Source organism: Sorangium sp. So ce1014 (genome assembly GCF_051521505.1).
Classification (GTDB): Bacteria; Myxococcota_A; Polyangia; order Polyangiales; family Polyangiaceae; genus Sorangium.
This window is the reverse complement of the sequence record NZ_CP150356.1, coordinates 8378510-8404443: the sequence shown is the minus strand read 5'-3', so window position 1 is coordinate 8404443 and position 25934 is coordinate 8378510. Positions and strand designations below refer to the sequence as shown.

Below are 25934 nucleotides of genomic sequence, written 5' to 3'. Positions count from 1 at the left end.
TTGAGGCGACCCGACCGGGGTTGAGGCAGCCCGACCGGGGTTGAGGCGACCCGACCGGGGTTGAGGCAGCCAGGCGGCCCGACCGGGTTGAGGCAGCCCGACCGGGGTTGAGGCGGCCAGGCGGCCCGACCGGGGTTGGGGCGGCCCGACCGGGGTTGGGGCGGCCCGACCGGGGTTGAGGCGACCCGACCGGGGTTGAGGCGGGCGGACGGCTCAGCTCGTTCCGACCGTGGTTGAGGTGCGCGGGCAGCCGGCAAAAGCGCCCGGACGACGTCATTCCGTGGAGTAGTCTGCCGGGCGCGCCGGGCGGCGACCTGCCTTTCGGGTTCCCGGCTCGACCTCACCCACGGAGAACGACCGCATGAACACGCGCAGCAGCTCGCCCCGCCGGGGCCTGCTCTTCCTCTTCACGGGGCTCACGCTCGCCGGGAGCGCCGCCTGCACGCCCCGGCAGCAGGCCACCCAGGGGACGTCGACAACAGCGACCGACCCGACACCGGAGAGCGACTGCTCGGTCGGGCCGCTCCTTACATGCCCCAAGGGGCAGCTCGACGGCTGCGCCAACGGGACCACCCCGGTGCACCGGTGCGTGGAGGCGGGGCCGGGGAAGTGCCTCGACATCCGGGCGGCGCTCGTGAAGTGCCAGGAAAACGAGATCCTGACCCACGAAGGCTGCCCCGAGCCCGCCTACATGCAGCGGTGCGCGCCCAGGCCGACACAGCAGCAGCAGCCGTGAGCCGGCGGCCGCCGCGAACCGAGGCTTCGCTAAAATATATGTAATTACGAAGGTTTGCGGCCAGAATTCCCCGCGGGGAGCTTCGTGTCCGAGACGACCGCCCCCCCCTCGTACACGCCGGCGCCGCCCTCGCTGCCCCAGGTCTCGACCTCGCCGGGGGGAGCGTCCTCCCGCTCCCCGGACGACGTGATCGGCCCGCGGACGCCGGGGACGTCCGCCTGCGGGTGGGGCCGCTTCTCCTCGCTGACCTCGCGCGCGGCCCGCGGCGTGCCCAGCTGGTCGTGCGTTGTCTCGTCTCCCATGTTTCCTCCTTCCGGAGGCCTCTGGGGCCGGCGCGCGCGATCGTCCACTCCTCCGCGGAGGCCGTGCCGGCGCGCTCGCCGCGGGCTCACCCCCCGGCGGCGCGACCCGCCGCCGGCCGCTCCTGCCCGGCGGCGCGACCCGCCGCCGGCTCAGCCTCGGCGTTCCCCACGGGGATCGTGAACCGGAAGGTGGTCCCCACGCCCACGCGGCTCTCCACGTGGATGGTCCCCCCGTGCGCGACAACGAGCTCCCGGGCGATGGCCAGCCCGAGCCCGGTGCCCTTGTAGCCGTTCCGCTGGCCGCGCCAGAACCGCTCGAAGAGATAGGGCAGCTCGTCCTCCGGGATCCCCGGCCCCGTGTCCGCCACCGAGAAGAGGACGTGCTCCTGCCGATGCTCGCACCGCACCGTGACCGACCCCTGGGCGCCCGTCACCTTGACCGCGTTGCTCAGGAGGTTCGAGAGCACCTGGAGCACGCGATCGCGATCGCACACGACGAGCGGGACGTCCTCCGTCGACGACACGACGCCCAGGTGGATCCCCTTCTCCTGAGCCTGCGGCTCGAACGTCTCGACCGCCTCCCGGCCGATCTCCCGCGGGTCCTGCGGCTGCCGGCGCAGCGCCAGCCGGCCGGCGCGGAGGCTCGCGAAGTCGAGCAGGTCGTGGAGCAGCCGATCCATCCGGTGCGCCGAGCGCTGGATCGCCTGGATCGCCTTCGAATCGCCCGTGTCCCCGCGCACCGCCGCGCGCTTGGTCATCACGGCGGCCGCGGTGATGATCGCGCTCAGGGGGTTCCTGAGGTCGTGGGACACCGTGGCGAGCACGTTGTCCCGGAGCTCGATGGCGCGCTGCGCGGCCTCGTAGACCCGGGCGTTGTCCGCGGCGAGCGCCGCCCGCTGCGCCAGATCGTGCGCGACCGCGAGGTCCGCCTCGTCGTAGATCCGGCCGGACTCCGCGGTCGCCAGGGTGATGCAGCCGAACGTGCGGCCCCGCGCGACCATCGGGACCACCATGGCCGACGTGATCCCGAGCTCGCCGACGAGCCGGCGGAAGGCGGCGTGCTCGCCGAGCGAGGCGAGCAGCGGGTGCGACAGGTCCCGGACGAGCTCCGGGCGCTCGATGCAGGGGGCCTTCTCCATCAGCGCGGCGAGCCCCGGAGGCGGATCCACCTCGCGGAAGAGCGCGCGCGCCCTCCGGACCGCCTCCGGGTCCGCGTGCGTCACCGTGATCCGCCGCGCCGCCTCGAGCTCCGGGAGCGTCTGGATGATGCACCAGTCCGCGAGCTCGGGGACCGTGAGGCGGCCGAGCCGGTCGAGCGTGCCCTGGAGATCGAGGCTGTCGCTCAGGGCGGCGCTCGCGGCGGCGAGGAAGCGCTGCCCCTGCTCGGCGCGCGTGCGCTCGGTGATGTCGAAGAAGGTCACGACCCCCGCCGAGACGCGCCCGCCCGGATCCCGGACCGGCGACGAGCGCACGAGGATCCGGCCCCAGGTGCCGTCGCCGCGGAGCAGGTCGATCTCCTCGTCGTTCACGACCTCGCCCGTCGTGACGGTGCGCGCGAGCGGCCACTCCCACGTCTCGTACGGCTTGCCCGACCGCGGGTGGAAACCCCGGTAGCGGTTGTAGCCCTCGACGCTCTGGATGCCGGCGAGCGACCCCCGGAAGATCGCCGTGGCCTGCTGGTTCGTGAGCAGGACGCGCCCCGTCTCCCGCTCGCCGATGATGAGCCCCGCCGGCATCTGCTCGACCACGGTCGCGAGCAGCGCGCGGGCGTCGTCCGCCTGGTGCCGCGACGCGCGCTCCTTCGCGACGAGCTGCGCCTGCACGATGATCCCGGTCGCCCGGCTGGTCATCGTGCGGAGCATCAGCAGGTCCTCGTCCGAGAACTCCTTAGCGCTGCGGGAGCCGAGGATCGCGACGCCGATCGGATGCCCCTGGTGGAGCAGCGGCACCCCGTGGACGGCGCGCAGCCCCCTCGACCGGATCTCCCGCGCCGTCACGGGCAAGGTCGGGAGCGCGGCGTCGAGCGAGGTGGGCCCGCGCAGCGCGAGGACCGCCCGGGCGAGCTCCCGCGTCGCCTCGAGCGGCGGGCCGAGCAGCGGCCCGTCGTCGAGGCCGGCGGTCGCGTGCACCTCGAGGCTGTCCGCGTCCCCGAGCAGGACGATCGCCACGTCCACGGCGGCCGCCGCCTCCCGCGTGGCCCGGATGAGCGCGTTCAGGAAGGTGTCCAGGTCGCTGCTGCCGAGGGCGGCCGCCGAGATCACGTCGAGCGCCTGGAGCAGGCGCACGCGCGCCTCCTGGTAGCGCGACACGGCGTCCGCGATCGCCTCGTCGATCGCCGCGTTCAGCTGGATCAGCTCGCGCCCGCCGTCCCCGCCGCCGTCCCGCTCCCACATCTCCAGGATCACGGCGCGGAGCGCCGCGTATTCCATCACCACGTCGGCGAGGTCGTACCCGTGGGCCAGCCGGCTCAGCGCGTGATACCCGGGCATGTCCTGGAGCTTCCGGTCGACCGCGGCCCCCGTGCTCGCGCTGCCCGTGACCTCGGCGATGTAGGCGAGGACGTGCGGGACATGGTCGATCAACATCGGATCCGACAGCCGCCGCGCCGGGCTCGTCGCGCGGACTCGCTGTTTCCATGCCTCCAGGACCGCGTCGCGGTGGCGCTGGATGAAGCCGGAGAGCCGCTCTGGGCTCGGTCTACCGAGCTGATCCATCTAGGCCCTTACGATAGCGCGAAACCTTGAGCGTGTGTTCACCTCGCGCCGCGCGGTGAATGGAGCCGACGAGCGGGAGTCTGGCTCAGGTGCAGCCCGCATGGCCGGGCGCGCCCCGCGCGGCCATGCGCGAGGTCCCCGTCAGCTCCGGATGCCTGGCGCCTCGTGTCCGCTCTGGGCGACATACTCCAGGTATCCGCCGCCGTAGACGCGCGGTCCCTCGGGCACGAGCTCGAGGACGCGGTTCGACAGCGAGGCGAGGAAGCGGCGATCGTGCGAGACGAACAGCATGGTGCCCTCGAACGAGGCGAGCGCCCCGACGAGCATCTCCTTGGTCGCCATATCGAGGTGGTTTGTCGGCTCGTCGAGGACGAGGAAATTCGGCGGATCGTAGAGCATGATCGCGAGCACGAGGCGCGCCTTCTCGCCGCCGGACAGGATGCGACAGGGCTTTTCGATGTCGTCGCCGGAGAAGCCGAATGCGCCGGCGAGCGTGCGGAGCGAGCCGATGGAGGCCTGGGGGAAGCTCGCGACGATGGACTCCCAGACGGAGCGGGTCGGGTCGAGGAGCTCCATCGCGTGCTGCGCGAAGTACCCCATCTTGACGCTCGCGCCGACGCTCACCTCGCCGGCGTCCGGCGCGGAGGTCCCCGCGACGAGCTTGAGGAGGGTGGACTTGCCGGCGCCGTTCACGCCCATGACGCACCAGCGCTCGCGGCGGCGGATCAGGAGATCGAGCCCGTCGTAGATGGGGCGGCCTCCGAACGATTTCCTGACCCCGTCGAGGCGCGCCACGTCGTCGCCCGAGCGCGGCGCGGGCTTGAACTCGAAGCGGATGGTCTTCCGGCGCTTCGGCGGCTCGACCTTGTCGATCTTCTCGAGCTTCTTCACGCGCGACTGGACCTGCGCCGCCTTGGCGGCCTGCGCCTTGAAGCGCTCGATGAAGCGCATCTCCTTCGCGAGCATCGCCTGCTGGCGCTCGTACTGGGCCTCGGCCTGCTGCTCGTTGATGGCGCGCTGCTGCTCGTAGAACTCGTAATTGCCCGAGTAGCTGGTGAGCTCGCCGCCGTCGATCTCGATGATCTTCGTGACGATGCGGTTCATGAACTCGCGATCGTGCGAGGTCATGACGAGCGCGCCTGGATACTGCTTCAGGTACCCTTCGAGCCAGATGATCGACTCGATGTCGAGGTGGTTGGTCGGCTCGTCGAGCAGGAGCGCGTCAGGCCGCATGAGGAGGATGCGCGCGAGCGCGACGCGCATCTTCCAGCCGCCCGAGAGGGCGCCGACGTCGCCGTCCATCGTGGCCTGGCTGAAGCCGAGGCCGGCGAGGATCTCGCGCGCCTTGGCGTCGAGCGCGTAGCCGCCGAGCTCCTCGTAGCGGGCCTGCGCCTGCCCGAAGCGCTCGATCAGGCTTTCCATCTCGTCCATGCGCTCGGGGTCGGCGAGCGCGGCCTCGAGGTCGCGGAGCTCCGCGGCGACGGTGGAGACCGGGCCGGCGCCGTCCATGGTCTCGGCGACGGCGCTCCTGCCCTTCATCTCGCCGACATCCTGGCTGAAGTAGCCGATGGTGACGCCGCGGTCGATCGCGACCTGGCCGCCGTCGGGCGCCTCCTCCTTGGTGATCATCCGGAAGATCGTCGTCTTGCCGGAGCCGTTCGGCCCGACCAGGCCGATCTTCTCGCCGCGGTTCACCGCCGCGGAGGCCTCGAGGAAGAGGATCTGCTTACCGTGCTGCTTGCTGATAGAATCGAGGCGGATCACGAGGGTCGCTGCCGCGGGGGGGCGGCTCCTTTCCGCGCACGTATACCAGACGGCCCGTCGCGCGATGTGGCAATTCTTGCGCCCTGCGCGGCGGCCTGGGCGCGCCGCCGAGCCCTGATCGAGCCGCGTCGATCTGCGCTTTGCTCGCTGCCGGACCGAGGTCTTTGCTTATGAGAGCTAGGTCCTCTCTCCGGCTATGGGGAATCTTTCCAGCGCAGCCCTTGGCTGTGGCGCGGCTGCATTTCTCCTGCATTTCCTCGGAGGGTGACGGCGCTTCGGGCGGCTCGACCGGCGGCGGGGCGCCACGGTTGTAATCGGCAGCACAGGCGCAAGCGGCGCGACGGGCGGCGCCATGGAGAGCGGGAGCAGCGGCGTTGGGAGCGGCGGAGGCGACAGCGGCGGGCAAGCTTGCTCGCGATCTGCGCCCGACGCCGCTTCGCTCTTGCGGATCGCCGGCACGAGCGCCTCGGAGCCCCACGGAAGGGCTCGAACGACGCGCAGGAGCGCACGCCGCCCGACGCATCAGCTGTCAGGTTTGCTGTTCACTCGAGGGACCAAATCGGATCGACTTCGACCCGGAGACTCGTGCGCGTGTAGGCAGAGCAGCCATCTGCGAGGGCGCAGTAGTATGCCCGCGCCGCGACTCGAATCTTGTGCACTCCATCAACGCGCGGTAGCGTGCCCGAGGAGTCATAGCTGCAAGAGGTCCCGCTCCAGACACCATCCTGGACATGGGTGTAGATGGTGGGGTCGGTCGTGGTGCTGGTAGGCCAGACATACGTGCCCGTCAACAGGTGCGACCGCTCGCAGTCGATCTCGTTCGTGATGTCGTCGAAATGACTGCCGTCCAGAAACCGAGGATAGGCCCGGAGCGCTTGGTTGGGGCTTGTGGGTAGATTCGTGTACTCCACGATGTACTGGTAAGGACAACCCACTGGGTTGTAAGTCCAATCCGGGCTCGCTTGCGCGCCGACGGTCGAGCGGGTGATCCCGTTCTGGTCGCCTGAGCTCGACAGCCCGACGGTTGCGCATGCCGCCTCGCCGAGCGCCAGCTGACTCTCGCCGATAGCGTCGCTCTCATCGCCGGACAGGCCCGGCCCGTGCGGTTCGCCTTCGACGCAGCCGACGGCAAGCGCGGATATCGTTGCCAGAGCAATCGAAAGAAGATGTCTCATGGGTTCTCTCAAGGGTTCGAGGATACTGCGATCAAGGCGATCGATCTCTTCAGAAGACGGAGCGCGCGCCGCATCTTGCAGCGATCGTGCCGAACCCATGGTGCCAGGAACGCTGACCATGGGCCCGGCCACGCCTCGACGGTCAATGAGAGAATCCCGCCAGATCGCCGCACGCGAAGGGACTAGCGCTTCACGGGCAGTTCGAGGAGCGCACGGTGCTCGTCGCCCTGCAGCCGTGACATGTCACGCTCGGGCGTGACATGTCACGGGACATGTCACGCTTGGGCGTGACATGTCACGGGAGCTCACGTCGCCCTGCCGAGGGTACCGTTCTCTCGTGGAGCTCGCGGCGAGCAGTGATTCTCCGGGCTCGGCGTCATCCCAGCAGGCCGCCCGGGCCCGTCGGGGCTTGCCTCCCCACGGCGGAGACGGCAGAAGCCCGCCATGAGCAAGGTTCAGATCCTCTCCTATGCCGGCTGCAGCACCTGCAAGAAGGCGCTGAAGTGGCTCGGCGAGCGCGGCGTGGACGTCGCCGTCCGGCCCATCGTCGACGAGCCCCCGACGGCCGAGGAGCTCGCCCGGTGGGTCCCGGCCAGCGGGCTCCCGGTGCGCCGGTGGCTCAACACGAGCGGGCAGAGCTACCGCGCGCTCGGCAAGGCGCGGGTGGACGCCGCGAGCGACGCGGAGGTCGCGCGGTGGCTCACCGAGGATGGGAAGCTCGTCAAGCGGCCCGTGCTGGTGAAGGGCAACCGGGTGCTGGTGGGCTTTCGCGAGGACGACTACGCCGCGCTGTTCGGTTGAGCCGGCGCCGCTCCCCTGCGGGCCCCGGATGCGCGGCAGCGCGCCGCCGGGGGATCTGCGGCGACCGGCTCCTCGGGGGCAGGGCGGCGGCAGGCGGTAGCGAGGCGCCCCGGCCATGTCTCCCATTTCATTTGGGCGGTCACCGTCCTACCCTCGTCCATAAAAGATGTCGGGAAGACTGCCATGAGAAGGAAGACAGGGCTGTTTTTCGTTGGGTGCGCCGGCGCATGTGCCATCGCGATGCTCGGGCTCGGATGCGCGCAGATCTTCGGCTTCGACAAGAGCTACTACGACACCGTGGGCGGGGCCGCCGGGGCCGGCGGCGCAGGAGGCGGTGACGGCGGGGGCGCGACCGCAAGCAGCGGCGCCGGGGGCGCGACCGCCAGCAGCGGCGCCGGGGGAGGGGGCGCTGGGGGCGGCGGTGCGGATCCGGAGTGTGAGGTCCTCGAGGTGTTGCCGGGGGAGAGCCTGGACCTGTCGATCATCGACGACATGGAAGACGAGGACCTCTGGATCCTCGACGGGGACGGCCCAGCCCCTCGGGAAGGGATCTGGTTCATGGACCACGACGAGTCCGAGGACGGGATCCACGAGCCTGTCAACGAGCCTGACCTGATGACCCCCCTCGACCCTCCGCGCGGCGATAGCCTCGTGGCCCTGCACACGAGCGCCAATAACGGCTTCCGTGTCTGGGGAGCCGGTGTCGCCGTCTATTTGTACCACGATGACTACGGCGATGCCTCCGAGTACCGTGGCATCACCTTCTGGGCCCGCGCCGCGGAGGGCTCGTCCAGGAGGCTGAAGGTGATGTTCGTCGAGCGGCAGACCCGTCATACAGGGGGCATCTGCGACAACGCGAACGACAGATGCAACGACCATTTCCACAAGCGCGTCGTGCTGGCGGACGACTGGAAGCGTTTCAAGATTCCAGCGAAGTGCCTCGAACAGGAAGGGTTCGGTCAGCAGTTCGACGCGCCCGCCATGGATCAGCTCTGGGGTTTCTATTTCAGCTTCGATCCGAGGCAGGCGTTCGATATCTGGGTCGACGACGTCGCCTTCTACCGGTAGGCGCAGATCTCGACGGGCTGACCCGTGCTGGTGATGGGGACCGGATGCTGGTGGGCCCTCGCGAGGACGACCGCCCCGCGCTGACGCCGGGGAGGCGCCGCGCGAGGGGGGAAGAGGGCCGGGGGCGCGTCAGGGCGCCGAGGTGAAGCGGCCTTCCCGGACCTGGCTCAGCTCGAACGAGCTCTCCGGGTCCAGGACCTTGTCCGTCGTGCCGCCGCGCGTGCGGCTGATCACGACGTCCACATCGCAGCTCTCGGGCTCCTGCGAGCTCGTCGGGTCCAGCTCGCCCGCCTTGATGGTGTACGTCCCCGTGTCGCCCCCCACATCGAACGTCTTGGAGAAGATGCAGTCGCCGTCCACGCGGATCACCATGTCGTCCCCCGAGGCGCTCGGCGACCACGCGATCGTGAGGTCCTCGGCGCGCGAGACCGGCTCCTTGGGCAGCGCCTCGAGCTCGAACGGGTCGGGGAGCGTCCCGGCGTTGTCCGGCGCGTCGTCGTCGTCCTCGCGGTCGAGCCGCACCGTGAACTCGGTGCCTCCCTCTCCGACGTCGAAGTCGGCCACATAGACCCCGGCGCTCTCGGAGCGCATCTCGACCTCCTCGTCGTCCGCCGTCGCCGAGATCCGGTCTCCCGCGCTCAGGATGACGTACGTGTTGCTCTCGTCGCCGCCTGCCTTGAGGATGGCCTTCAGGCTCGTCGACGACGCGCTCTCGGCGGTCGCCTCCAGGGTCGCCGAGATCCCTCCAGTGCGGATCTGCTTCGAGTCGAGCGTCTCCGTGCAGCCCGCGAGCAACCCGGAGGCGGCGAGCCCGAACATGGCCATCGTGGTCTTCGTGATCATGAGTTGTCCTTTCCTCATCGCCAACTACCACCCGGGCACGCGGGCCTGTAGTTTTTTATGGATACTATATCCGATCGCGTCCCACGACGAGGCGCACGATTTCGACGAGTCGGGGAGATCCCGTCATGGATTCGCCGTGCACCGCCTGTGGCAACGTGAGCGCGAGGACACGTGAGCGCGCGCAGCGCGAGCGGCGCCGTGGGCGCGCAGCGCTACCGGGCGTACGCGCCGGCGGCGACGGGCGCGGGCTGGCTCACCACCGGCCGTGGACCGCGACGCCGCCGCCGTTCGGTCCGGCGAGCAGCGACCAGCTCACCGCGCCGGCCCTCGGGCGGGGTGCGGCGCTGGCTCGCGAGCGGGCCGCCGCGGCCGCCCGCGGGCCGGGCGGGGACGGCTCCGTCAGAAAGAGCAGCACCGCCGCGCCCGCCAGCACCGCCCCGGCGCTGAAGCCGATCGTGCTCACCTCCCCGAGGTCCTTCGCGCGCTCGCCGGCGGCCTTCCCTTCGGGGCTGCATATCGCCGCGCCGGGGCGGTCGCGGTCGTTCTTGCACGCCTTGGCCGCGCGGCTGCTCTCGTCGAGCGCCATCCATCCGGTCACCGACCCGAGGACCAGCCCGCTCACGGCGAGCCCGCCCGCCACGTAGGTCACGACACGGCGGCCGCTGGGCCCGGACGCCTCCGTGGACGGAGCGGGTCCCTCGATGGGCTTCACGGGCGGCCCGACGACCTGGCTGGGCGGCCGATCCATCGGCCTCGCGCGCGGCGGCTCCTCGACGGGGAGCTTCACCTCGAGCTCGATCGTCCTCGACGCGGACTTGTCGATCGTGAAACGCGCCTCGTGCACGGGCCCCCCTGGCGCCCTCGTCGTCACGACGTGCTCTCCCGGGTTGACGGGGAGCGCGATACCGAGGGAAGGCCGCTCCAGGGTGATGCCGTCGCGCTGCACGACCGTGCCCGCGGGCGCGCCGCTCGGCAGCGACAGCGTGAGTTGCGGCACGAGCGGCGCGAGCCCGTTGCGCTGCTCGAGCGCGACCTTGTAGCGCTCGTGCTGCTGGAGCTTCTCGGCTTCCGACATGCGGGAATACAGCGCCAGATAATCGTTGTAGCGCGCAACGGCGGTGGCGATGCGCCCCCACCGGGCCTCGCACTCGGCGAGCGTGAACAGCCGCCCTGCGCGAGGATCGAGCCGATAGCTCTCGGCGAGGGCGGGGCAGCCCGCCGGATATCGGCCCGCCAGCATGTCCGCGAGACCGCGGTTGAAGAGCGACTCGGCCACGGCGATGGCGTCGGGTTGCGCGCTGGCCGGAGCGATGAGGGCGATGCTCAGCAATCCGCTCAACACGGGCGCAGGCCAGACGAATCGCATTGGTGGAGCAGGAGATATCATCCCCGGGTTCGCCCCAGGCAAGAAAAGCACCGCTCTGCTGCCGCTGCATCCGGCCGCCGCAGAGGCCGCGACGTCAGTCCGCCGAGTAGAGCGACTCCCGGGGCCTGGCCGAGGAGGAAGCGGATGGCTCCGCGGCCGGCGTGGGGCCGTGCCCCGCGTCGGGCGAAGGCGCTGCGCCGGGCGAAGGCGCCGCGCCCGGCGAAGGCGCCGCGCCCGGCGAATGCGCTGCGGCGGGCGAGGGCGCTGCGCCGGGCGGCGGCATCGAGGCCCTCGCGCTCGCGGACGCCGCTGCGGGGGCGGGCGTCCGGTCGCCGTCCTCGCGCGACGCGGAGGCTTTCGTCGCGGGCGTCACGAGGCCGGGCGCTCCAGGCGTCCCGGAGGCCTCGGGGAGAGCGGGAGCCGGCCCGGCCCAGGTCGGCGCGGGGGTCGGCGAGGCGGCTGCAGCCACCGCCGCCGGCACGTCCTCCGCAGCGCCGGGAGCAGGGGGCACACCCCCGCGCAGCGAGGCCAGCGCGATGGCGCCTCCGCCGGCCAGGGCGAGGGCCGCGGCAGCGATCGCGGACCGGCCCCGCGGCCTCGCGGCGACGACGATCCTGGTCTCCACGCCCGTGCTGGAGGACTGGGCGGCCGCAGGCACCGACGACGCGGGCCCCTGGCCCCCACGCGGGTCCGGCGTGTCCACCCTGGACAGGAGCGACGAGCTCATCGGCGCGGGCACGATGTCGAAGATCTCGGCGAGCGCCGCCACGGCGGCCGATGCGGTCGAAAAGCGCGCCGTCGGGTCGCGCGCCGTCGCCTTCGTGAACCACGCGTCGAAGGCCGGGGGCAGCGTCACCCCGTCGGCCTCCGCGCGCGCACACGGGGGCTCCTGCGGGCCGTACATTGCGATCACCGCGAACGCGAGCGTGTTGCTGAACTCCCGCATGTCGTTCAGCCAGTAGGCCTTGCCGACGAGGAGCGTGTACGCGATCATGCCGAGGGCGAAGAGGTCGGCGGCCTTCGAGATCGACGCGCCGCTGAACTGCTCGGGCGCCATGTAGAGCGGCGTCCCGAGGGCCGCGGTCGTCGCCGAGTCGAGCGACGTCTCGGCGACGAGCTTGGCAATGCCGAAGTCGAGCACCTTGATGCGGAGCTCGTCGTCGTCGTCGCTCGCCGCCAGGAAGAGGTTCGCCGGCTTGAGATCGCGGTGGACGACCCCGGCGGCGTGCGTCTTGTCGAGGGCGACCGCCGTCTGGCGCAGGTAGGCGATGACCTCCGCCGGCGACAGGCGCCCGGCGCGGCGGAGGCGCTTGTTGAGCTCCTCGCCGCGGAGCAGCTCCATGACGAGGAACGGCATGCCGGTCTCCTCGTCGATCCCCGCGTCGAACACCTCGACGATGTGCTCGGTCGCGATGCGGGCGGCGATGCGCGCCTCGAGCTTGAACCGGGCGTGAAATTCGGGGTTATCGGCGAGGTGGGGGTGCATCACCTTGAGCGCCCGCCGCCGCTCCGTCTCGACGTGCACGACCTCGTAGACCGCGCCCATCGCGCCGGTCGCGATGCTGCGCACGATGCGGTACCTGCCTGCGAACAGCCTCCCCTCGTTGAAGTTCAGCGACATGGGTCCACCGCGTCGAACGAGCTTACACCTGAGGTCGGACGGCTGCACTCAGGAACTGAACGTCGCAGGCCTCCCTACAGCGACGGCGAGGTGTGGGGGCTGCGCGTTCGACCAGCGCTGTCTGCGCTGTCTGCGCTGTCTGCGTGTTTACGCAATCTGCGCCTTTCGCGATGCGTTGTCGAGGCTCGTTGTCGGCGCCGGCCGTGACCGCGCGACATTCCTCGATAGACAGGCTCAGGGCGACGGCAGATCCAGCTCAGAGCACGAGCACCGCGAGCAGCCGGGGCCCGTGGAACAGGTCGAAGCCGCCGATATCGAGCTTGCGGCCGACCGTGTAGGTCGTCTCGTCTCCGCGTCTCGTCGCGTGGATGCTGGACACGATGCCCTGGCCGATCGCCTCGACGTTGTAGGACAGCTCGGTCAGCAGGCGGAGCCGGCTGAGGTTCGAGGTCAGCCGGAGCCGGAGCCCCAGGGACAGGTTGCCGGAGAGCGCGATCATCGTCGCCTCGTCGGCCTCGGGCGCGCCGCCCGGGACCGCGGGATCCGCCGGGAAGGCGTAGCGCACCGGTCCGGCGCCGCCGTAGAGGCCGAGGTCGCCGAACGGCGCGAGCCGCGGCCACTCGCCGTTGCCCATCCGCAGGCTGAAGCCGCCCTGGTAGAAGCGCGACGTCACGCTCTGGGCAGGGCTCTGCCGCTCGAAGACGTAGACGTCGCCCGTGCCCGGATCCCGCTCGCGGAGCGCATAGAAGATGCGCGGGAGCTTGTAATCCATGTACCGGAAGCCGACGAGCAGCTCCTCGAGATAGAGATCGTCCGCGGCCTCCGGGAAGAGCTTCGTCACGTCGAAGCCGACGTCCACCTGGCGGACCAGGAGCTGGAATGGCGCGCTCGCCACGGCGCCGGCGTCCCGCCCGGTCACCGGATCGACGGCGAGCTCGGTCACGTTCCCGGCGGTGAACCGCGCGATCTTGAGGCTCGTGCTGATGCCGGCGAGGTCGGCGCCGATGTCGAAGACGTCGCTCGCGAAGCCGTTCAGGCCGATCAGCCTGCCGAGCGAGTTATCGTACGCGATGTCGCCCCCCGACGAGAACAGCCGGTCGGTCTTGAACCCGGCGTTGAGGCGCGCGGCGTTGCGCACGTGCTCGAAGTCGTACGTGAGCAGCGCCCGCCCGCCGACCATGAGCACGGGATCGACGTCGTAGGCGAGCCGCCGCGTCCTGCCCCGGTAATCGTTGATGCCGCCGGAGGAGCTCGGGCTCGCGAGCTGGTGGAAGAAGAGGAGCTCGACGTCGCTCTTCAGCTGCAGGTGGACGGCGTCGAGGCTGATCGCCCTGCCCTGATCGAGCAGGCTCTCCTGCATCTCGAAGCCCGCCGTGTCCTCGAGCGGCGTCCGCGCCGGCACGGCGAGCGCCTCGGCGCAGGCGGAGAGCGCCTCGCGCTGCTCCTCGAGGACCCTGGAGAGCGCCTCCGCGCGCGCCACGGTGGCCCCGTAGCCGGGCTCGCCCCGCGCGACGCGCCGGGCCTGCTTCACGACGTAGGGCGCCACGGTGAGCGCCTCGGTGTGCATCCGCAGGAGGAACGACGTGACGCGGAGGGCGTCGCGCGCGAGGGTCGCGGCGGGCTCCTGCCCCGCGCTCGCCGCGCGGAGCGTGGCGGCGGCGCCCGCGATGTCCCGCTGCGCTCCGGCGAGCGCCCGCCGCCGCGCGGCGGCCCTCCCCTTCGCGGCGGCGATCTCGGGCGTGTCGGGGGCGCCGAGGGGCCTTCCGGCCGAGAGCCGCTCGACGTTCCGCTCCTCGGCGGCGAGCGCCCGCGCGTGCTCGGCGAGCGCCTGCCACGCGGCCGGCAGGCGGCTCGCGGCGCTCTCCCCGGACGCGGACGCGGGCGCCGCGAGCGCGGCGAGCGCGTCGAAGAGCCGCGCGAACGCGGGCGGCGCCGGCCGGGGCGCCGCCGCGCGAGCGAGCGCCTCGTCGAGCTTCACGCGGTAGAGCTTTGCGAGCGGGACCTCGTGCTCCCCGTCGTACGGCGCCGCTTCCTCGAAGCGCTCGCGGAGCCGCTCGCCCTCGTCGTCGTCGAGGCGGAGCGCCGCGACCCACGTGTCTCCCGGGGAGTAGGGCGTGTTCGCGAGGGCCTCGTCGGCCAGCCAGGCCGCGCGCTCCAGATCGGCCGCGCGGTCGTCGATGATCGCGCGGCGGGCGTCCTCGTTGGCGAAGGCGCGCGCCGCGCGGACGTTGTACGTGGCGGGGCCGCAGGCCGAGGCTGCGGCCGCGGCAAGGAGGAGGCCTACGAGCGCCGGGCCCGGTCGCACTGGCGCGAGCCTACCACGGCGCGCGAGCGCGGCTCCACGCCGGCGGCGCGGCGTCCAGCGCGAGCGCATGCGGCGGCCGGTCGTGAGCGCACTGGACGCCGCGCCGCCGGCCTGCTCAGAATGCGCGGCCGTGGCTGCCAGCCGACCCAACGAGATTGACGGCGCGCGGACCGAGGCCTTGCTGAGCCCTCCGATGCGCGCAAGACAAGCGGTCGCTGACGGAGCATGAGCAACGCGTGAAGGAGAAGAACCGGGATGAATGATGCCACATCCAGCTGCGACATCGGCATGATCGGCCTGGCCGTCATGGGCGAGAACGTCGCGCTCAACATGGCCGACCACGGGTTCAAGGTGGCCGTGTACAACCGCACGGTGCAGGTCGCGAAGGACTTCGTCGCGAGGAACCCGAGCACCCCCGGCGGCCTTGTCTACTGCGAGACGCTGAAGGACTTCGTCCGCGCCCTGAAGAAGCCGCGCAAGGCGGTGATCCTGGTCAAGGCCGGTCCGCCGGTGGACATGGTGGTCAAGCAGCTCCTCGAGGCGGGCGTCGAGCCGGACGACATTGTCGTCGACCTGGGCAACTCGCTCTGGACCGACACCATCCGTCGCGAGCAGGAGTACGCGAAGCAGTGCAAGTTCTTCGGCTCGGGCGTCTCCGGCGGCGAGGTGGGGGCGCGCTTCGGCCCCTCGCTGATGCCCGGCGGCGACCCCGGGTCCTGGAAGCACCTGGAGCCGATCTGGCGCGCGATCGCCGCCAAGGTGGACCCTGCGACCGGCAAGCCGCTCGAGGACGCGTCCCCTGGCAAGCCGGTGGAGGGCGGCGTGCCGTGCACGGCGTACATCGGGCCGAACGGCGCGGGCCATTACGTGAAGATGGTCCACAACGGCATCGAGTACATCGACATGCAGCTCATCTGCGAGGCGTACACGCTCCTCGACGGGCTGCTCGGGATGTCGAAGGACGAGATGTCTCGGGTCTTCGCCGAGTGGAACAGCGGCGATCTCGACTCGTACCTCATCCAGATCACCGCCGATATCCTCCAGCAGAAGGATCCTGTCCAGAAGGACAAGCCGTTCGTCGATTTCGTCCTCGACACGGCGGGGCAGAAGGGCACGGGCAAGTGGACGAGCAGCAATGCGCTCGATATGGGCATTCCCGCGAACGCCATCGCCGAGGCGGTGTTTGCCCGTTGCCTGTCGGCGCTGAAGGACGAGCGTGTCGAGGCCTCGAAGCAGCTCGTCGGACCGACCCCGACCCCGGTCAAGGACCGGCAGGGGACGATCACGGCGATCCGCGACGCGCTGTATTGCTCGAAGATCTGCGCCTACGCCCAGGGGTTCCAGCTCATGGCGGCGGCCCAGGCGGAGTACAAGTGGAAGCTTGATTTCGGCACGATCGCGAGCATCTGGCGCGGCGGCTGCATCATCCGCGCCCGGTTCCTCCAGAAGATCACGGAGGCGTACACGCGCAATCCTGGCCTGACGAACCTCCTGCTCGATCCGTACTTCAACGATCAGATCAAGCTGGGTCAGTCCAACTGGCGCAAGGTGGTCTCGATCGCCGCGCAGAACGGCGTCTGGGCGCCTGCGTTCATGTCGGCCCTGTCGTACTACGACGGTTACCGCGCGGCCCATCTGCCCGCGAACCTCCTGCAGGCGCAGCGCGACTACTTCGGCGCCCACACCTACGAGCGCACGGACCAGCCGCGCGGCAAGTCCTTCCACCTCGACTGGCCGCATCCCTCCCGTCCTCAGCTCGAGATCAAGGGGACCGGCGGCGGGCACTGACCTTCGCCGGCTCCGCACTCCCCTCCTGATAGCGCAGGGCTGAGCAGGTCCAGCCGAGCCGGCCGGACCTCCCCCCTCGGGCCGGGCCTCCAGGAGGGGGCCCAGGGCCCTCCGAGAGGAGCACCCTTCAGGTGAGGCTGATCCGCGGCCGCAGGTTCCGCTCGCGCAGGAACGGCTCGAGGTCGTCCGTGACGTCGAGCTGCACCCCGGCCAGGCTCATCGCGGCCGCGATCGTCTGGATCCCCATGCGCCCAAGCTTGTTCATCTCGGGCGGCGGGCGGACCACGATGTGCTCGATCTTGTCGCGCACGCTGAGCCCCCACTGCGTCAAGACCACGCGCGCCTCGGTCTCGTATCGCACCATGAGCGCCATGTCGTAGATGAAGTACGCCCGCTCCCCCGGGCGCATGACGCCCACGAGCTTCTGGTACGCGTCGACCGAGATGAACCGCGCCAGGTCGCCTGTCGCCGCCGTCTCCCGCAGGAGCTGCACGACCATGCCCGACGGCTGCGTGATCCACACGCCGACGCTCCCGCTGTCGTCGAGCAGGTGCGGCTGCCTTCGGAACGCGAGTCTGCGGTTCGACGGGAGCATGTCTCTAACGACAATAGCCATTCCGGCTGCCAGGGCCCGCCCGCGACGACCGGAGACGTCCCGCCGGTCCATCCGGTCCGGCAACGCCGAAGCATGCTGCTGTTCCACACATCACCGGCCGAGCTCCTCCGACGGGGTCAACGCTGCGCCATGGTGGTCCCAAACGGCGGATACGGCCAGAAATGTGCGATCCTGCCGCCACAGGATGCCCGAGGCACGGTCGCGCCGCCAGGCCGGACGCAGCGGTCGCTCTGGACAGACAAGCGGAAATCCTGGAAATCTGTACGCTTCGCGCCGCCGGCAGCCCGTTCAGGCTTCGCGCTGCGGGTTCCGGCGCGCTCCTCGCCGCGCGCGGCCGATCAGGCGAACAGCGCGGCGCAGGCCGACCCGATCAGGTTGACATGGTCGAGCCGGGCGATCCGCGGCTCGACGCGCGCGCCGACGAGGGAGCGCAGCGTCTCCTGGACCCGCGGCGCGTAGCGGGGGTCGCCCCAGAACAGGCTGCCCTCCGCGAGGATGCCGATCCCCGGGGGGCTCTCGAGCACGTCGGCGACCGCCGCGAGCGCCGAGGCCACGAGGTCGGCCGAGCGCTGGAGCAGGTCGCCGGCGACCCGCCCCGCGTCCCCCGCGCCCTCGTCGCGGAGCCGCACGAGATCGGCGGAGCTCGTCAGGGGGGCATGGTCCGGGCACAGCCGCGCGAAGAGCCGCGGCAGGTAGGCCCCGGACACCGCCTTCTCGAAGCGCTGGGCCCCCGGGTTCTCCGAGCTCGCGTCGACCTCCGCGTCGAAGGGCTGGAGGTGCGGAGGGTTGAAGTTGCCGTTCTCCAGGTTGACCGCCATCGGCGCGACGAAGTGCCCCGTCTTGAGCTTCGGGATGCGGCCGGCGGGGAAGAACGTGGCCATGTTGGTCCCCGTCCCCACGATGAGCCCGATGAACGCCGCCGCCTGCGACCCGCCGTGCGCGAAGGCGCCCCCGAGCAGGCTCGCCACCGTGTCGTTCAGCACCCGGACCGGGCCAGGCCGGAGCCTCCGCGCGCCGAGCGCCCGGCCGAGCCGCTCGCCCACGCACGTGCCCTCGACCCCCGCGACCTGGACGCCCTTGGTCCAGCGGAGCAGCCGCGCATCGAGCGACGGCAGCGTCTCCGAGGGATACGAGAAGCAGTACCCCACCGGCAGCCCGTGCACCGCGCCGAGGCGCTCGACAAGCTCCGCCTGCACATCGAAGAAGGCGTCGCCCGCGACCTCCGGTCCGCCCGGGAACTTCGCCGGCTCGGGCCCCGCGACGATGCGCGACACGCCGCCCGGCAGGAGCTCCACGACCGCGGCGCGCAGGTTCGTGCCGCCGGCATCGACCACCACGGCGCGGCCCGTCATCCCGTCCGGCGGCGGCGCGAGGTAAGCCGGGAGCGCGGCGATCTCGGTGCCGGGCGTGGAGAGGCCGAAGACGATGCGGGCCGCGAGCGTGCGGCGGATGTCCTGGAGCTCGGTGAGCGAGAGCTTCATCAGGGAAATGCTTACCCTCTGGCCCCTGAGAAGGAAATAACTTTGCACGTCAGGCCGCGAGCATGCTTGGCGCCGGCCCCGCTCGGACGGTAGATGTTCACCGCCTCGCCGCGGCGATTGCGCTCTGCGTCACCTGGCGGACGTGGCCGAAGGGCGGTTGTCGTCCACACCGAAGACGACGGGATAGACCACCGTGGCGACGCCCTTGCGGTCCGCGGGGGAGGGGAATCGGAGGCCGCGGAAGACGTCGAGCACGCAGCCGACGACCTTGGGGTCGTGGAGCGGCGGAGCGGTCGACGAAGGCGCCGATGCGCCGGGCGAGGGGAGCGCGATGAGGAGGGGCGCGTCCGCGGGGGGGTGATCGGCGTCCCCCGCGTACGTCACCTTCCCCTGGCCATCGACGGCGAGGTGGACGGGAATGCGCCCTTGGAGCTTCGGGTTCTGGCGAAGGCCCTTTTCGTAGCAAGCGCGCATCGCGCCGAAGTTCTCCTGGACGACGCGCCGCACGACCTGGGGTGGAATGTGGGCTTTGCCCTTGATCGGATCATAGGGGTTGCTCTTGCAACGGCCGACGATGCTCCGGACGACCTTCCCGTCCTGATCGAGCTCCCGCTCCAGCCCGGCGCGGCTGACGCCGGCCTTCTTGCGGTCGCGCGCGACGAGGGACGCCCGGAATTTGCGGACCGTGGCGCCGGTCCGGGCGAAGCTCTCCCGGAGCTCCTTGGCCGCCTGGGCGAGCTTCGGATCCGAGGCCTGCACCGCGGGCGTGCGGGCCCAGAGGTCGAGCCGGTCCGCGATCCGCCGGAGCACGTCGGGCGGCGTGCTCAGATCGGATTGCCGGAGCACCTCGATCATCCGTGAGGCCTTCTGTACCTCCGGCCCGAGCGCCTTGCAGTCGGCCTCGAGCGAGCGGGCGGCGCGTCCCTTGTCGGCCGAGCGGACGGGCGTTCGCTCCTTGTCGGCCGAGCGGACGGGCGTTCGCTCCTTGTCGGCCGAGCGGACGGGCGTTCGCTCCTTGTCGGACAGGGGAATCGGGGCGCGCTCCTTCGGGGCGTCAGGCGCGCTGTCGCGGGCGCGCTCGCTTCCAGGCAAGCGCAGGGCGGCGCGCTCCTTCTCCTCGGGCGCGCGGAGGGGGGCCTCCTCGGGCGAGGGCAGGGCGGCCTCCTCGGGCGAGGGCAGGGCGGCGCGCGTCTCTCCGAGCGAGCCGTGCAGGGCGGCGCTCCGGACGTGCGCGGGACCCGCGTCGGCTGCCGGCTCTCTCCGCGACGCCGCCCCGCAGCCCAGCAGGGCATGAACTCCGACGAGGACGAGCAGCGCGCTTCGCATCGGTTCCTCCGAGGTGCGTCGGACGTACGGTCCGCCGTTTTGATACAGTACACCGGTCCGAACAACCGCTGCACGCGAAAGCTGCACGCGAAACGGCGGCGCCCTTCCGGAAAGTGCGGCAGGCGGGGCAGCGCGTCCCCCTCACACTCCCGCACCTCGCGCACCTCGCGCACCTCGCGAGGCCCGCCCCGGAGCGCGCGGCTCAGTACGGCGAGGAGCGCGTGCGGTCCGCCTTGTCCGGCTCGGGGGACGGGGCCTTCGACGAGGCGGCGATGAGCTCGCGGATGCTGCGCTCCAGCTGCTCTATCCTGATCGGCTTGCTCAGGAACATCGCGTTCTCCACCTGGCGGAGGCTCTCCTGGATGGCCGGGTCGCGCGTGCCGGTGAGCAGGATGATCGGGAGGTCGGTGCGGACCTTCCGGACCATGGAGACCAGCGTCAATCCATTGATGTCGGGTAAGTAATAGTCCGTGACCAGGACGTCGGCCTGCAGGATGAGCGCCCGGTTCTCGAGGGCATCCCTGCCGTGGAGAAAGCAGTGCACGTGATGGCCGTCGAGCGTGAGGATGTCCTGCCACCCTTCACACAGCTCCTCGCTGTCCTCGACGATGATGATGTTCAGGAGCATGCTCCCACCACCGCATGGGCCCGCGTGCCAACATGCACGCAGGACATTCACGACGGATTAGCAGCTCGTGCGACGGACGTCGAGGTTTCCAGTCCCAGGGGCGCGCCCTGGTCGAAGCGCCGAAGCGCGGGCCGTCTCCGGCGCTCCGAGCAGACGTAAGCGCAGGCGTAAGGCTCGACCTTACATGAAGTCATGTATTCTACGCAAAACGCCCGCCGATTCAAGGGGGCCGGCCCCGGGAACGAAGCCCGGGGCGCCGCTCGGCGGCCCGCCCGCGCCTGCGGCGACCCCAGGTACGCACCAGGTGCGCGGGCGGCCTCAAGCTTGCTTCCGGGGCAGCTCCAGCTCGAAGCAGGTATTCTTGTGCTCCGTGACGAGCTTCAGATCGCCTCCGTGGTGCTGCGCGATGTTCCGCGAGAGGCTGAGGCCGAGTCCGGTGCCGTGCTCTTCCTTCTTCGTCGTGAAGAACGGGGTCATGATCTTCTCCGCGAGCGCGGGATCGATCCCCTTTCCGCTGTCGATCAAGCGCACGTAGACCTTGTCCTCCGAGGAGCGCGCCTCGATCCGGATCCATCGCTCCCGGAGCGCCGAGATGGCGTCGACCGCGTTGTTGATCAGGTTGATGAGGATCTGCACGATCTGGACGGGGTAGCAGTCGATGACGAGCTCCTCCCGCGGTAGATCGAAGCTCAGCTGAACGCTCGCCGGCTGGAGCCGGAAGCCGCTGACGCGGACGGCTTCCCGGATCAGCTCCTGGACGTTGTGAGGGCGGAGCTTCTCGGACTCCATCCGGGTGATGGACTTGAGTCCGGAGATCACGTTGGTGATGTTCTCGACCATGCCGTCGATGTCGGTCGCGAGGCGGGCGAGGCGCTCCTTCTCCAGCTGTCCCCGCTCCGCGAGCCTCTTCAGGAGATCGGTCTTCGTGGTGATCACGTTGAGCGGCGTGTTGATCTCGTGGGAGATCCCGGCCGCGACCTCGCCGAGCGACGCGAGCTTGCTGAACTTCGAGAGCTCCTCCTGCTGGGAGAGGATGACCCGCTGCGCCTGGACCCGCTGCGTGATGTCGAAGATCAGGAGGATGAGGTAGCTCGGCTCCTCCGCGCCGAAGCTGACGGTGGCGCTCCGGAGCTCGATCCAGAGCTCGCCGCCCGTCCGCTCTGCCAGGTTGATGGTGAACGACGCGAGCGGCTTCTGGCGGGCCGCCTCCGAGACATCGGCGATGCGCGGCGACCCCGCGCCGCGAAGGACGACGCCGAGCAGCGCGTCGAGCGCGAGGCCGTGGAGCTCGGCCTCGCCCCTGCCGACCTTGTCGGCGAACTCATTCGAAGCGAAGGTCACCCGGTAGAGCCCCTCGTCCGACTCGAGGATCGCGAGGCCCGCGTTGGACGCGGAGACGACCTTCTTGAAGACCTCGAGGTGCTGCTCGTGGAGCACCCGCTCCGTGATGTCGAGCGCGATCGTGCAGACGGACTGGGCGTTGCGCCTGTCGTCGAGCAGGGGGAACTTCGACGACAGCCAGTAACGGAGCCTGCCGCCCACATGCAGGCTCTCCTCCAGCCACGTGGGCGACCGGCTCTTCAGCACCTCGAAATCGCGCTCCCGCAGCGCGCTGCCGGCCCTCTGGCCGAACAGCTCCTCGTCCGTCCTCCCCAGCACGTCCTTCTCGGCGCGCCCGAGGACGTCGCAGAAGCGCTGGTTGACGTAGACGTAGGCGCCGATCGAGTCCTTCATGGTCACGAGCGCCGGCGTGTTGTCGAGGATGGCGGAGAGCCGCTCCTTGCTGACCCTGCTCTGGGTCAGCGCGTGCACGAGCTCGGTGTTGTCGACGAAGCTCACGACGGCCCCGTCCACCTCGCCCTTCGGCCCCTGGATGAGCTGGATGCGCGCCTCGAAGTGCCGGTCGAGGACCTCCAGCTGGAGCCTCATCGGCCGCCGCTCGCGCGCGCTCTCGATGATCATCTCGAGGACGGGATCGACGTTGATGTGCGCGAGGGCGGCGCGGACGTGCTGGCCGCGATCCACCTCCGAGATGCGGAACAGGTGGCGGGAGGCGGGGTTGTAGTCGGTCAGGCGGAGGTTCTTGTCGATGACGAGGAGGGGATAGGCGATCACGTTCTGGATCGCGACGAGCCGCTGGTTGAGCGTCATGAGCTCGGACGACTTGACGTTGATCTCCTGGTTCAGCGTCGTCAGCTCCTCGTTCGCCGACTGGAGCTCCTCGTTCGTGGTCTCCAGCTCCTCGTTGGTGGACTGGAGCTCCTCGTTGGACGACTGGAGCTCCTCGTTGAGGGCCTGGAGCTCCTCGCTCGCGGTGTCGTGCTCCTCGACGAGGGTCTGGAGGTGCTCCCGCGTCGCCGCGAGCTCCTGCTCGAGCCGCCGGATCTGCTCCCCCGGCGCGAGGCGGGAGGCGCTCGCGGGCGCCTTGACGGGGCGGGGCGGGGCGTGCGGCGCGTGGCTGAAGCGGATGATGAACTCGGTCCGGCCGTCGGACGGGAGCGGCACGACGGTGAGCTGGAGCCTCGTCTCCTCGCGGTCGACGACGAACGCGTGCCGCTGGTCCCCCTTCGCGGCGTGACCCGACCGCCCGGCCCGGTGGAGCAGCGCGGTGAGCTCGATCGCCACGTCGGGCGGGAGCAGCTTCTGGATCGAGACGGTGGGCTCGCCCTTGGGGAAGTTCAGGTACCGGTTGGCGTTCCCGAACACGTGCCGCACCCGGTGGTCGTCGTCGACAAGGACCGAGTCCGGGGCGAAGCCGTTCACCATGGCGTTGAAGAGATCGATGGCCGTGGTGGACTGGCGATCCTTCGTGATGAGCGCGCTCTCGCGGTTGAACTCCTGCCTCGAGTACGACCGCGGGAGGTCGCCCTTCCTGGCGGACCGGACGAAGATCTTCGCGTTCTTGTCCGCGAGCTCGAACAGATCGCCCACGGTCGTCGCCGCCTCGGATTTGCCGAGGAAGAGCGCGCCCTGGTCGTCCATCGCGAAATGGAACGTCTTGAGCGTGTGATCCTGCAGGTGGGGGTTGAAATAGATGAGGACGTTGCGGCACGAGACGAGATCCAGCTTGAGAAAGGGCGGATCCTGGGCGACGTCGTGGCGCGCGAAGACGATGGCGTCGCGGATGTAGTCCTTGATCCTGAACGACGGGTCCTGCTCGTCGAAGTATCTGGACCGCAGCCGGGAGGGGATGTCGGCGACCGAGGCCTTCTGATAGAGCCCCTTGCGCGCGACGGACATCGCCTGCTCGTCGATGTCCGTCGCGAAGATCTGGACGTTGAGCTGCTTGTTCGCCTTCGCGAGCGCCTCGAACACGAGGATGGCGATCGAGTACGCCTCCTCGCCCGTGGCGCATCCGACGACCCAGGCGCGGAAGCTGTCGCCCGGCCGCTTCCGGTCGATCCGCTCCGCGATGGCGGCCGCGAGGGCCCTGAACGAGGGCTCGTCGCGGAAGAACGACGTCACCGAGATCAGGATGTCCTGGAAGAGGATCCTGCCCTCCTCGGGGCGCACGCGGAGGTAGTCGGCGTAGGCCTCGATGGACTCGCAGCGCGTGGCGATGACGCGCCGCTCGATCCGCCGGCGGACGGTGGTCTGCTTGTACTGGGCGAAGTTGACCCGGCTCGCCTTCTCCAGGAAGGTGAGGATGCTGTGATAAGGATCCTGCTGGCTCAGGCTGAGCTGCCTGAGCGAGGCGTCCGGCTGGTCGGAGCGGCCGGCGAGCTCGTTGAATTGGCTGAGCTGATTGGCCATCTCCTCCAGGCCGAGCTCGAGGTCGACGGCGCCGGTCTGCTTCGCGGCGCGCGGCATCCCGTCGTACTTGGCCGACTCGGGGGTCTGGCAGAGGGTGACCCCGCCCGCGGCCTTGATGGCGCGGACGCCCTGCGCGCCGTCGGACCCCGTCCCCGAGAGGACGACGCCGATGGCGTTCTCGCCGTAGTGCTCGGCGATCGACCTGAAGAACAGGTCGACCGAGGGCTTCGGGCCGACCTTTGTCTCGGGCTGCCGCAGGAGGAGGACGCGGCCGTCGGCCACCACGTCGGCGTTGGGCGGGGTCACATAGACCGTGTTCGCGCAGAGGACCTCGCCCTCGGAGACCTCTTTGACGCTCAGGGCGGTGGAGTGGCTGATGATCTCGACGAGCCGACTCCGATGCTGCGGCGCGAGGTGCTGCACGATGACGAGGCTCATCCGGTCGGCGGCCTTCAGGCCACCTATCAGGATCCTGAGCGCCTCGAGGCCGCCCGCGGAGGAGCCGATCCCGACGACATAGGTGGGGCTCGCATGGACGAGCGGCTCGCGGGGGGGCGGCGCTCCGGTGTTCGCCGCGCTCTCGGCGACCGGGCCAGGCGTACGAACATCCAGCCTGGGTGTGACCTGCGCAGTCGCTGGCTTCTTCTTCCTGCTCGATGGCCGCCTGGCGCGGGTGCTGTTCTTCGTGCTCATGGACAACAACAGACCGCGAGGGGATCGGGGTCGCGAGGATACCGGACGCGGGCGTAGGGGGCCATCCGGTACCACGCTGCCCGGGCCGGCGCAGGGGGGCCGCAGGCGCCGGCGCGCCCGCGACACGCCCGTGGCGGCGGCGCCGCTCGGCCGGGATCGCGCGCCGGGCGAGAGCGGGGGCTGCCGCGCGGGCCGGGGATCGTGCAGGATGCAGGGCGCCTCACGCGGACGGACGCAAGGGGCGGTCGAGAGTGCACAACGTGAACAAGCGCGAGAAGAACGGCCGCGGCGGGGGCGGGAAGGACGATCACGGCAAGGGCGGGGGCGAGCTCGCCGAGGCGGCGCGCGCGCTCGAGCGCGAGCTCATCCGCTTCGAGGAGCTCGCGGAGTCGGCGCGGAGGCTGCCCCTCGACACGCGCAAGGGGCTCGAGCGCGCCGCGAGGTCGACGACCGAGGCCGCGGAGGCGCAGCAGCGCGTGAGCGTGGCGCTCGGGTCGCTCATCGCGGCGATCGCCGCGGCGCGGGATCGCCACGAGGCGACGGCGACGGGGCTCGCGGGGCGCGGCGAGGAGATCAAGCGGCGGGCAGAGCAGCTCGGGGAGCTGTTCCAGCGCTTCGCGGCGCTCGGCGAGGAGGGGCGGAACATCAACCAGCTGGTCCAGGAGGCCGCGGCGCGCCAGCGCGAGGCGACGAGCCCCGAGCAGATCGGGGAGGTGGTGGCCGCCATGGACGAGGTCGAAGGGCGCATGGGGCGCCTCGCGGACGAGGCGCGCGGGCTGGCTCAGGCGGCGACGGAGGCGGGGATCGTGGACCTCGCGGAGCAGGCGGACGGGATGCGGCAGCAGGTGACCGCGATGCGGAACAAGGTGGGGCTCCTGAGAAAGGGGATGATCGCGCGGCTGTCGGGGACGGGCGGGGCGGGGCCGAACTAGGGAGCGGCGGATACGCCTTTGG

Annotated in this window: 18 protein-coding genes; 5 read left to right on the top strand and 13 right to left on the bottom strand. The window is 70.7% G+C overall.

Annotated elements, in window-relative coordinates; all coding sequences use genetic code 11:
- The first annotated feature begins 361 nt into the window (after positions 1-361).
- On the top strand, positions 362-736 hold the full coding sequence (locus tag WME75_RS31745) for a hypothetical protein (RefSeq protein ID WP_437478955.1): 375 nt from the start codon (positions 362-364) through the stop codon (positions 734-736).
- A gap of 44 nt (positions 737-780) precedes the next feature.
- On the opposite strand, the gene WME75_RS31740 is transcribed toward WME75_RS31745, so the two are convergent.
- The 4 genes from WME75_RS31740 to WME75_RS31725 all read right to left on the bottom strand — a co-directional run bounded on the left by WME75_RS31740 (position 781) and on the right by WME75_RS31725 (position 6811).
- A complete protein-coding gene (locus tag WME75_RS31740) occupies positions 781-1038 on the bottom strand; it encodes a hypothetical protein (protein WP_437478954.1) in 258 nt (85 codons plus the stop codon).
- A gap of 86 nt (positions 1039-1124) precedes the next feature.
- Positions 1125-3752 carry an ATP-binding protein gene (locus tag WME75_RS31735; protein ID WP_437478953.1) on the bottom strand — a complete coding sequence of 876 codons (2628 nt, stop codon included), beginning with the start codon at positions 3750-3752 and terminating at the stop codon, positions 1125-1127.
- A 141-nt stretch (positions 3753-3893) separates the two neighbouring features.
- Positions 3894-5516 carry an ABC-F family ATP-binding cassette domain-containing protein gene (locus tag WME75_RS31730; protein WP_437478952.1) on the bottom strand — a complete coding sequence of 541 codons (1623 nt, stop codon included), beginning with the start codon at positions 5514-5516 and terminating at the stop codon, positions 3894-3896.
- Between the two features lie 542 nt (positions 5517-6058).
- Positions 6059-6811, bottom strand: coding sequence for a hypothetical protein (locus WME75_RS31725; protein ID WP_437478951.1), 753 nt, complete (start codon positions 6809-6811; stop codon positions 6059-6061).
- Positions 6812-7135: 324 nt separating this feature from the next.
- Here WME75_RS31725 and WME75_RS31720 point away from each other — a divergent pair, with 324 nt between their 5' ends.
- Together WME75_RS31720 and WME75_RS31715 are read left to right on the top strand one after the other, a co-directional pair.
- Positions 7136-7492 carry an arsenate reductase family protein gene (locus WME75_RS31720; RefSeq protein WP_437478950.1) on the top strand — a complete coding sequence of 119 codons (357 nt, stop codon included), beginning with the start codon at positions 7136-7138 and terminating at the stop codon, positions 7490-7492.
- Positions 7493-7675: 183 nt separating this feature from the next.
- Positions 7676-8560 carry a hypothetical protein gene (locus tag WME75_RS31715; RefSeq protein WP_437478949.1) on the top strand — a complete coding sequence of 295 codons (885 nt, stop codon included), beginning with the start codon at positions 7676-7678 and terminating at the stop codon, positions 8558-8560.
- 129 nt (positions 8561-8689) lie between these two features.
- On the opposite strand, the gene WME75_RS31710 is transcribed toward WME75_RS31715, so the two are convergent.
- The 4 genes from WME75_RS31710 to WME75_RS31695 form a co-directional block, all read right to left on the bottom strand.
- Complete coding sequence (locus WME75_RS31710) at positions 8690-9403, bottom strand: hypothetical protein (RefSeq protein ID WP_437478948.1); 714 nt, start codon at positions 9401-9403, stop codon at positions 8690-8692.
- Positions 9404-9656: 253 nt separating this feature from the next.
- The gene (locus WME75_RS31705; RefSeq protein ID WP_437494962.1) at positions 9657-10745 is read right to left on the bottom strand and encodes a hypothetical protein; all 1089 of its coding nucleotides are present in this window, start codon (positions 10743-10745) and stop codon (positions 9657-9659) included.
- Between the two features lie 118 nt (positions 10746-10863).
- On the bottom strand, positions 10864-12390 hold the full coding sequence (locus WME75_RS31700; RefSeq protein WP_437478947.1) for a protein kinase domain-containing protein: 1527 nt from the start codon (positions 12388-12390) through the stop codon (positions 10864-10866).
- A gap of 256 nt (positions 12391-12646) precedes the next feature.
- Positions 12647-14695, bottom strand: coding sequence for a hypothetical protein (locus tag WME75_RS31695; protein WP_437478946.1), 2049 nt, complete (start codon positions 14693-14695; stop codon positions 12647-12649).
- A 255-nt stretch (positions 14696-14950) separates the two neighbouring features.
- Here WME75_RS31695 and gndA point away from each other — a divergent pair, with 255 nt between their 5' ends.
- Positions 14951-16483: an NADP-dependent phosphogluconate dehydrogenase gene (gene gndA, locus WME75_RS31690; RefSeq protein WP_437478945.1), complete on the top strand. Its 1533-nt coding sequence runs from the start codon at positions 14951-14953 to the stop codon at positions 16481-16483.
- A gap of 127 nt (positions 16484-16610) precedes the next feature.
- Here the strand turns inward: gndA and WME75_RS31685 are convergent, their stop codons facing one another.
- The 5 genes from WME75_RS31685 to WME75_RS31665 form a co-directional block, all read right to left on the bottom strand.
- Positions 16611-17078 (bottom strand): hypothetical protein, encoded by a 468-nt coding sequence (locus tag WME75_RS31685; protein WP_437478944.1) that lies wholly within the window; start codon positions 17076-17078, stop codon positions 16611-16613.
- Positions 17079-17437: 359 nt separating this feature from the next.
- Positions 17438-18580: a hexokinase family protein gene (locus WME75_RS31680; protein ID WP_437478943.1), complete on the bottom strand. Its 1143-nt coding sequence runs from the start codon at positions 18578-18580 to the stop codon at positions 17438-17440.
- Between the two features lie 129 nt (positions 18581-18709).
- Entirely contained in the window at positions 18710-19906 is a 1197-nt protein-coding gene (locus WME75_RS31675; protein ID WP_437478942.1) for an AgmX/PglI C-terminal domain-containing protein, read from the bottom strand.
- Positions 19907-20108: 202 nt separating this feature from the next.
- Positions 20109-20534 (bottom strand): response regulator, encoded by a 426-nt coding sequence (locus tag WME75_RS31670; RefSeq protein WP_437478941.1) that lies wholly within the window; start codon positions 20532-20534, stop codon positions 20109-20111.
- 318 nt (positions 20535-20852) lie between these two features.
- A complete protein-coding gene (locus WME75_RS31665; protein ID WP_437478940.1) occupies positions 20853-24980 on the bottom strand; it encodes a chemotaxis protein CheB in 4128 nt (1375 codons plus the stop codon).
- Positions 24981-25240: 260 nt separating this feature from the next.
- On the opposite strand from WME75_RS31665, the gene WME75_RS31660 reads away from it, so the two are divergent.
- Positions 25241-25912: a hypothetical protein gene (locus WME75_RS31660; RefSeq protein WP_437478939.1), complete on the top strand. Its 672-nt coding sequence runs from the start codon at positions 25241-25243 to the stop codon at positions 25910-25912.
- The last annotated feature ends 22 nt before the right edge of the window (positions 25913-25934 follow it).

What these genes read in the sequence shown, in the direction of transcription:
- WME75_RS31745 (WP_437478955.1), top strand. Translation starts at nt 362, where the DNA reads ATGAACACGCGCAGCAGCTCGCCCCGCCGGGGCCTGCTCTTCCTCTTC.
- gndA (WP_437478945.1), top strand. Translation starts at nt 14,951, where the DNA reads ATGAATGATGCCACATCCAGCTGCGACATCGGCATGATCGGCCTGGCC.
- WME75_RS31740 (WP_437478954.1), bottom strand. Translation starts at nt 1,038, where the DNA reads ATGGGAGACGAGACAACGCACGACCAGCTGGGCACGCCGCGGGCCGCG.
- WME75_RS31685 (WP_437478944.1), bottom strand. Translation starts at nt 17,078, where the DNA reads ATGCTCCCGTCGAACCGCAGACTCGCGTTCCGAAGGCAGCCGCACCTG.
- WME75_RS31710 (WP_437478948.1), bottom strand. Translation starts at nt 9,403, where the DNA reads ATGATCACGAAGACCACGATGGCCATGTTCGGGCTCGCCGCCTCCGGG.
- WME75_RS31715 (WP_437478949.1), top strand. Translation starts at nt 7,676, where the DNA reads ATGAGAAGGAAGACAGGGCTGTTTTTCGTTGGGTGCGCCGGCGCATGT.
- WME75_RS31725 (WP_437478951.1), bottom strand. Translation starts at nt 6,811, where the DNA reads ATGGTCAGCGTTCCTGGCACCATGGGTTCGGCACGATCGCTGCAAGAT.
- WME75_RS31675 (WP_437478942.1), bottom strand. Translation starts at nt 19,906, where the DNA reads ATGCGAAGCGCGCTGCTCGTCCTCGTCGGAGTTCATGCCCTGCTGGGC.
- WME75_RS31720 (WP_437478950.1), top strand. Translation starts at nt 7,136, where the DNA reads ATGAGCAAGGTTCAGATCCTCTCCTATGCCGGCTGCAGCACCTGCAAG.
- WME75_RS31735 (WP_437478953.1), bottom strand. Translation starts at nt 3,752, where the DNA reads ATGGATCAGCTCGGTAGACCGAGCCCAGAGCGGCTCTCCGGCTTCATC.
- WME75_RS31665 (WP_437478940.1), bottom strand. Translation starts at nt 24,980, where the DNA reads ATGAGCACGAAGAACAGCACCCGCGCCAGGCGGCCATCGAGCAGGAAG.
- WME75_RS31670 (WP_437478941.1), bottom strand. Translation starts at nt 20,534, where the DNA reads ATGCTCCTGAACATCATCATCGTCGAGGACAGCGAGGAGCTGTGTGAA.
- WME75_RS31680 (WP_437478943.1), bottom strand. Translation starts at nt 18,580, where the DNA reads ATGAAGCTCTCGCTCACCGAGCTCCAGGACATCCGCCGCACGCTCGCG.
- WME75_RS31700 (WP_437478947.1), bottom strand. Translation starts at nt 12,390, where the DNA reads ATGTCGCTGAACTTCAACGAGGGGAGGCTGTTCGCAGGCAGGTACCGC.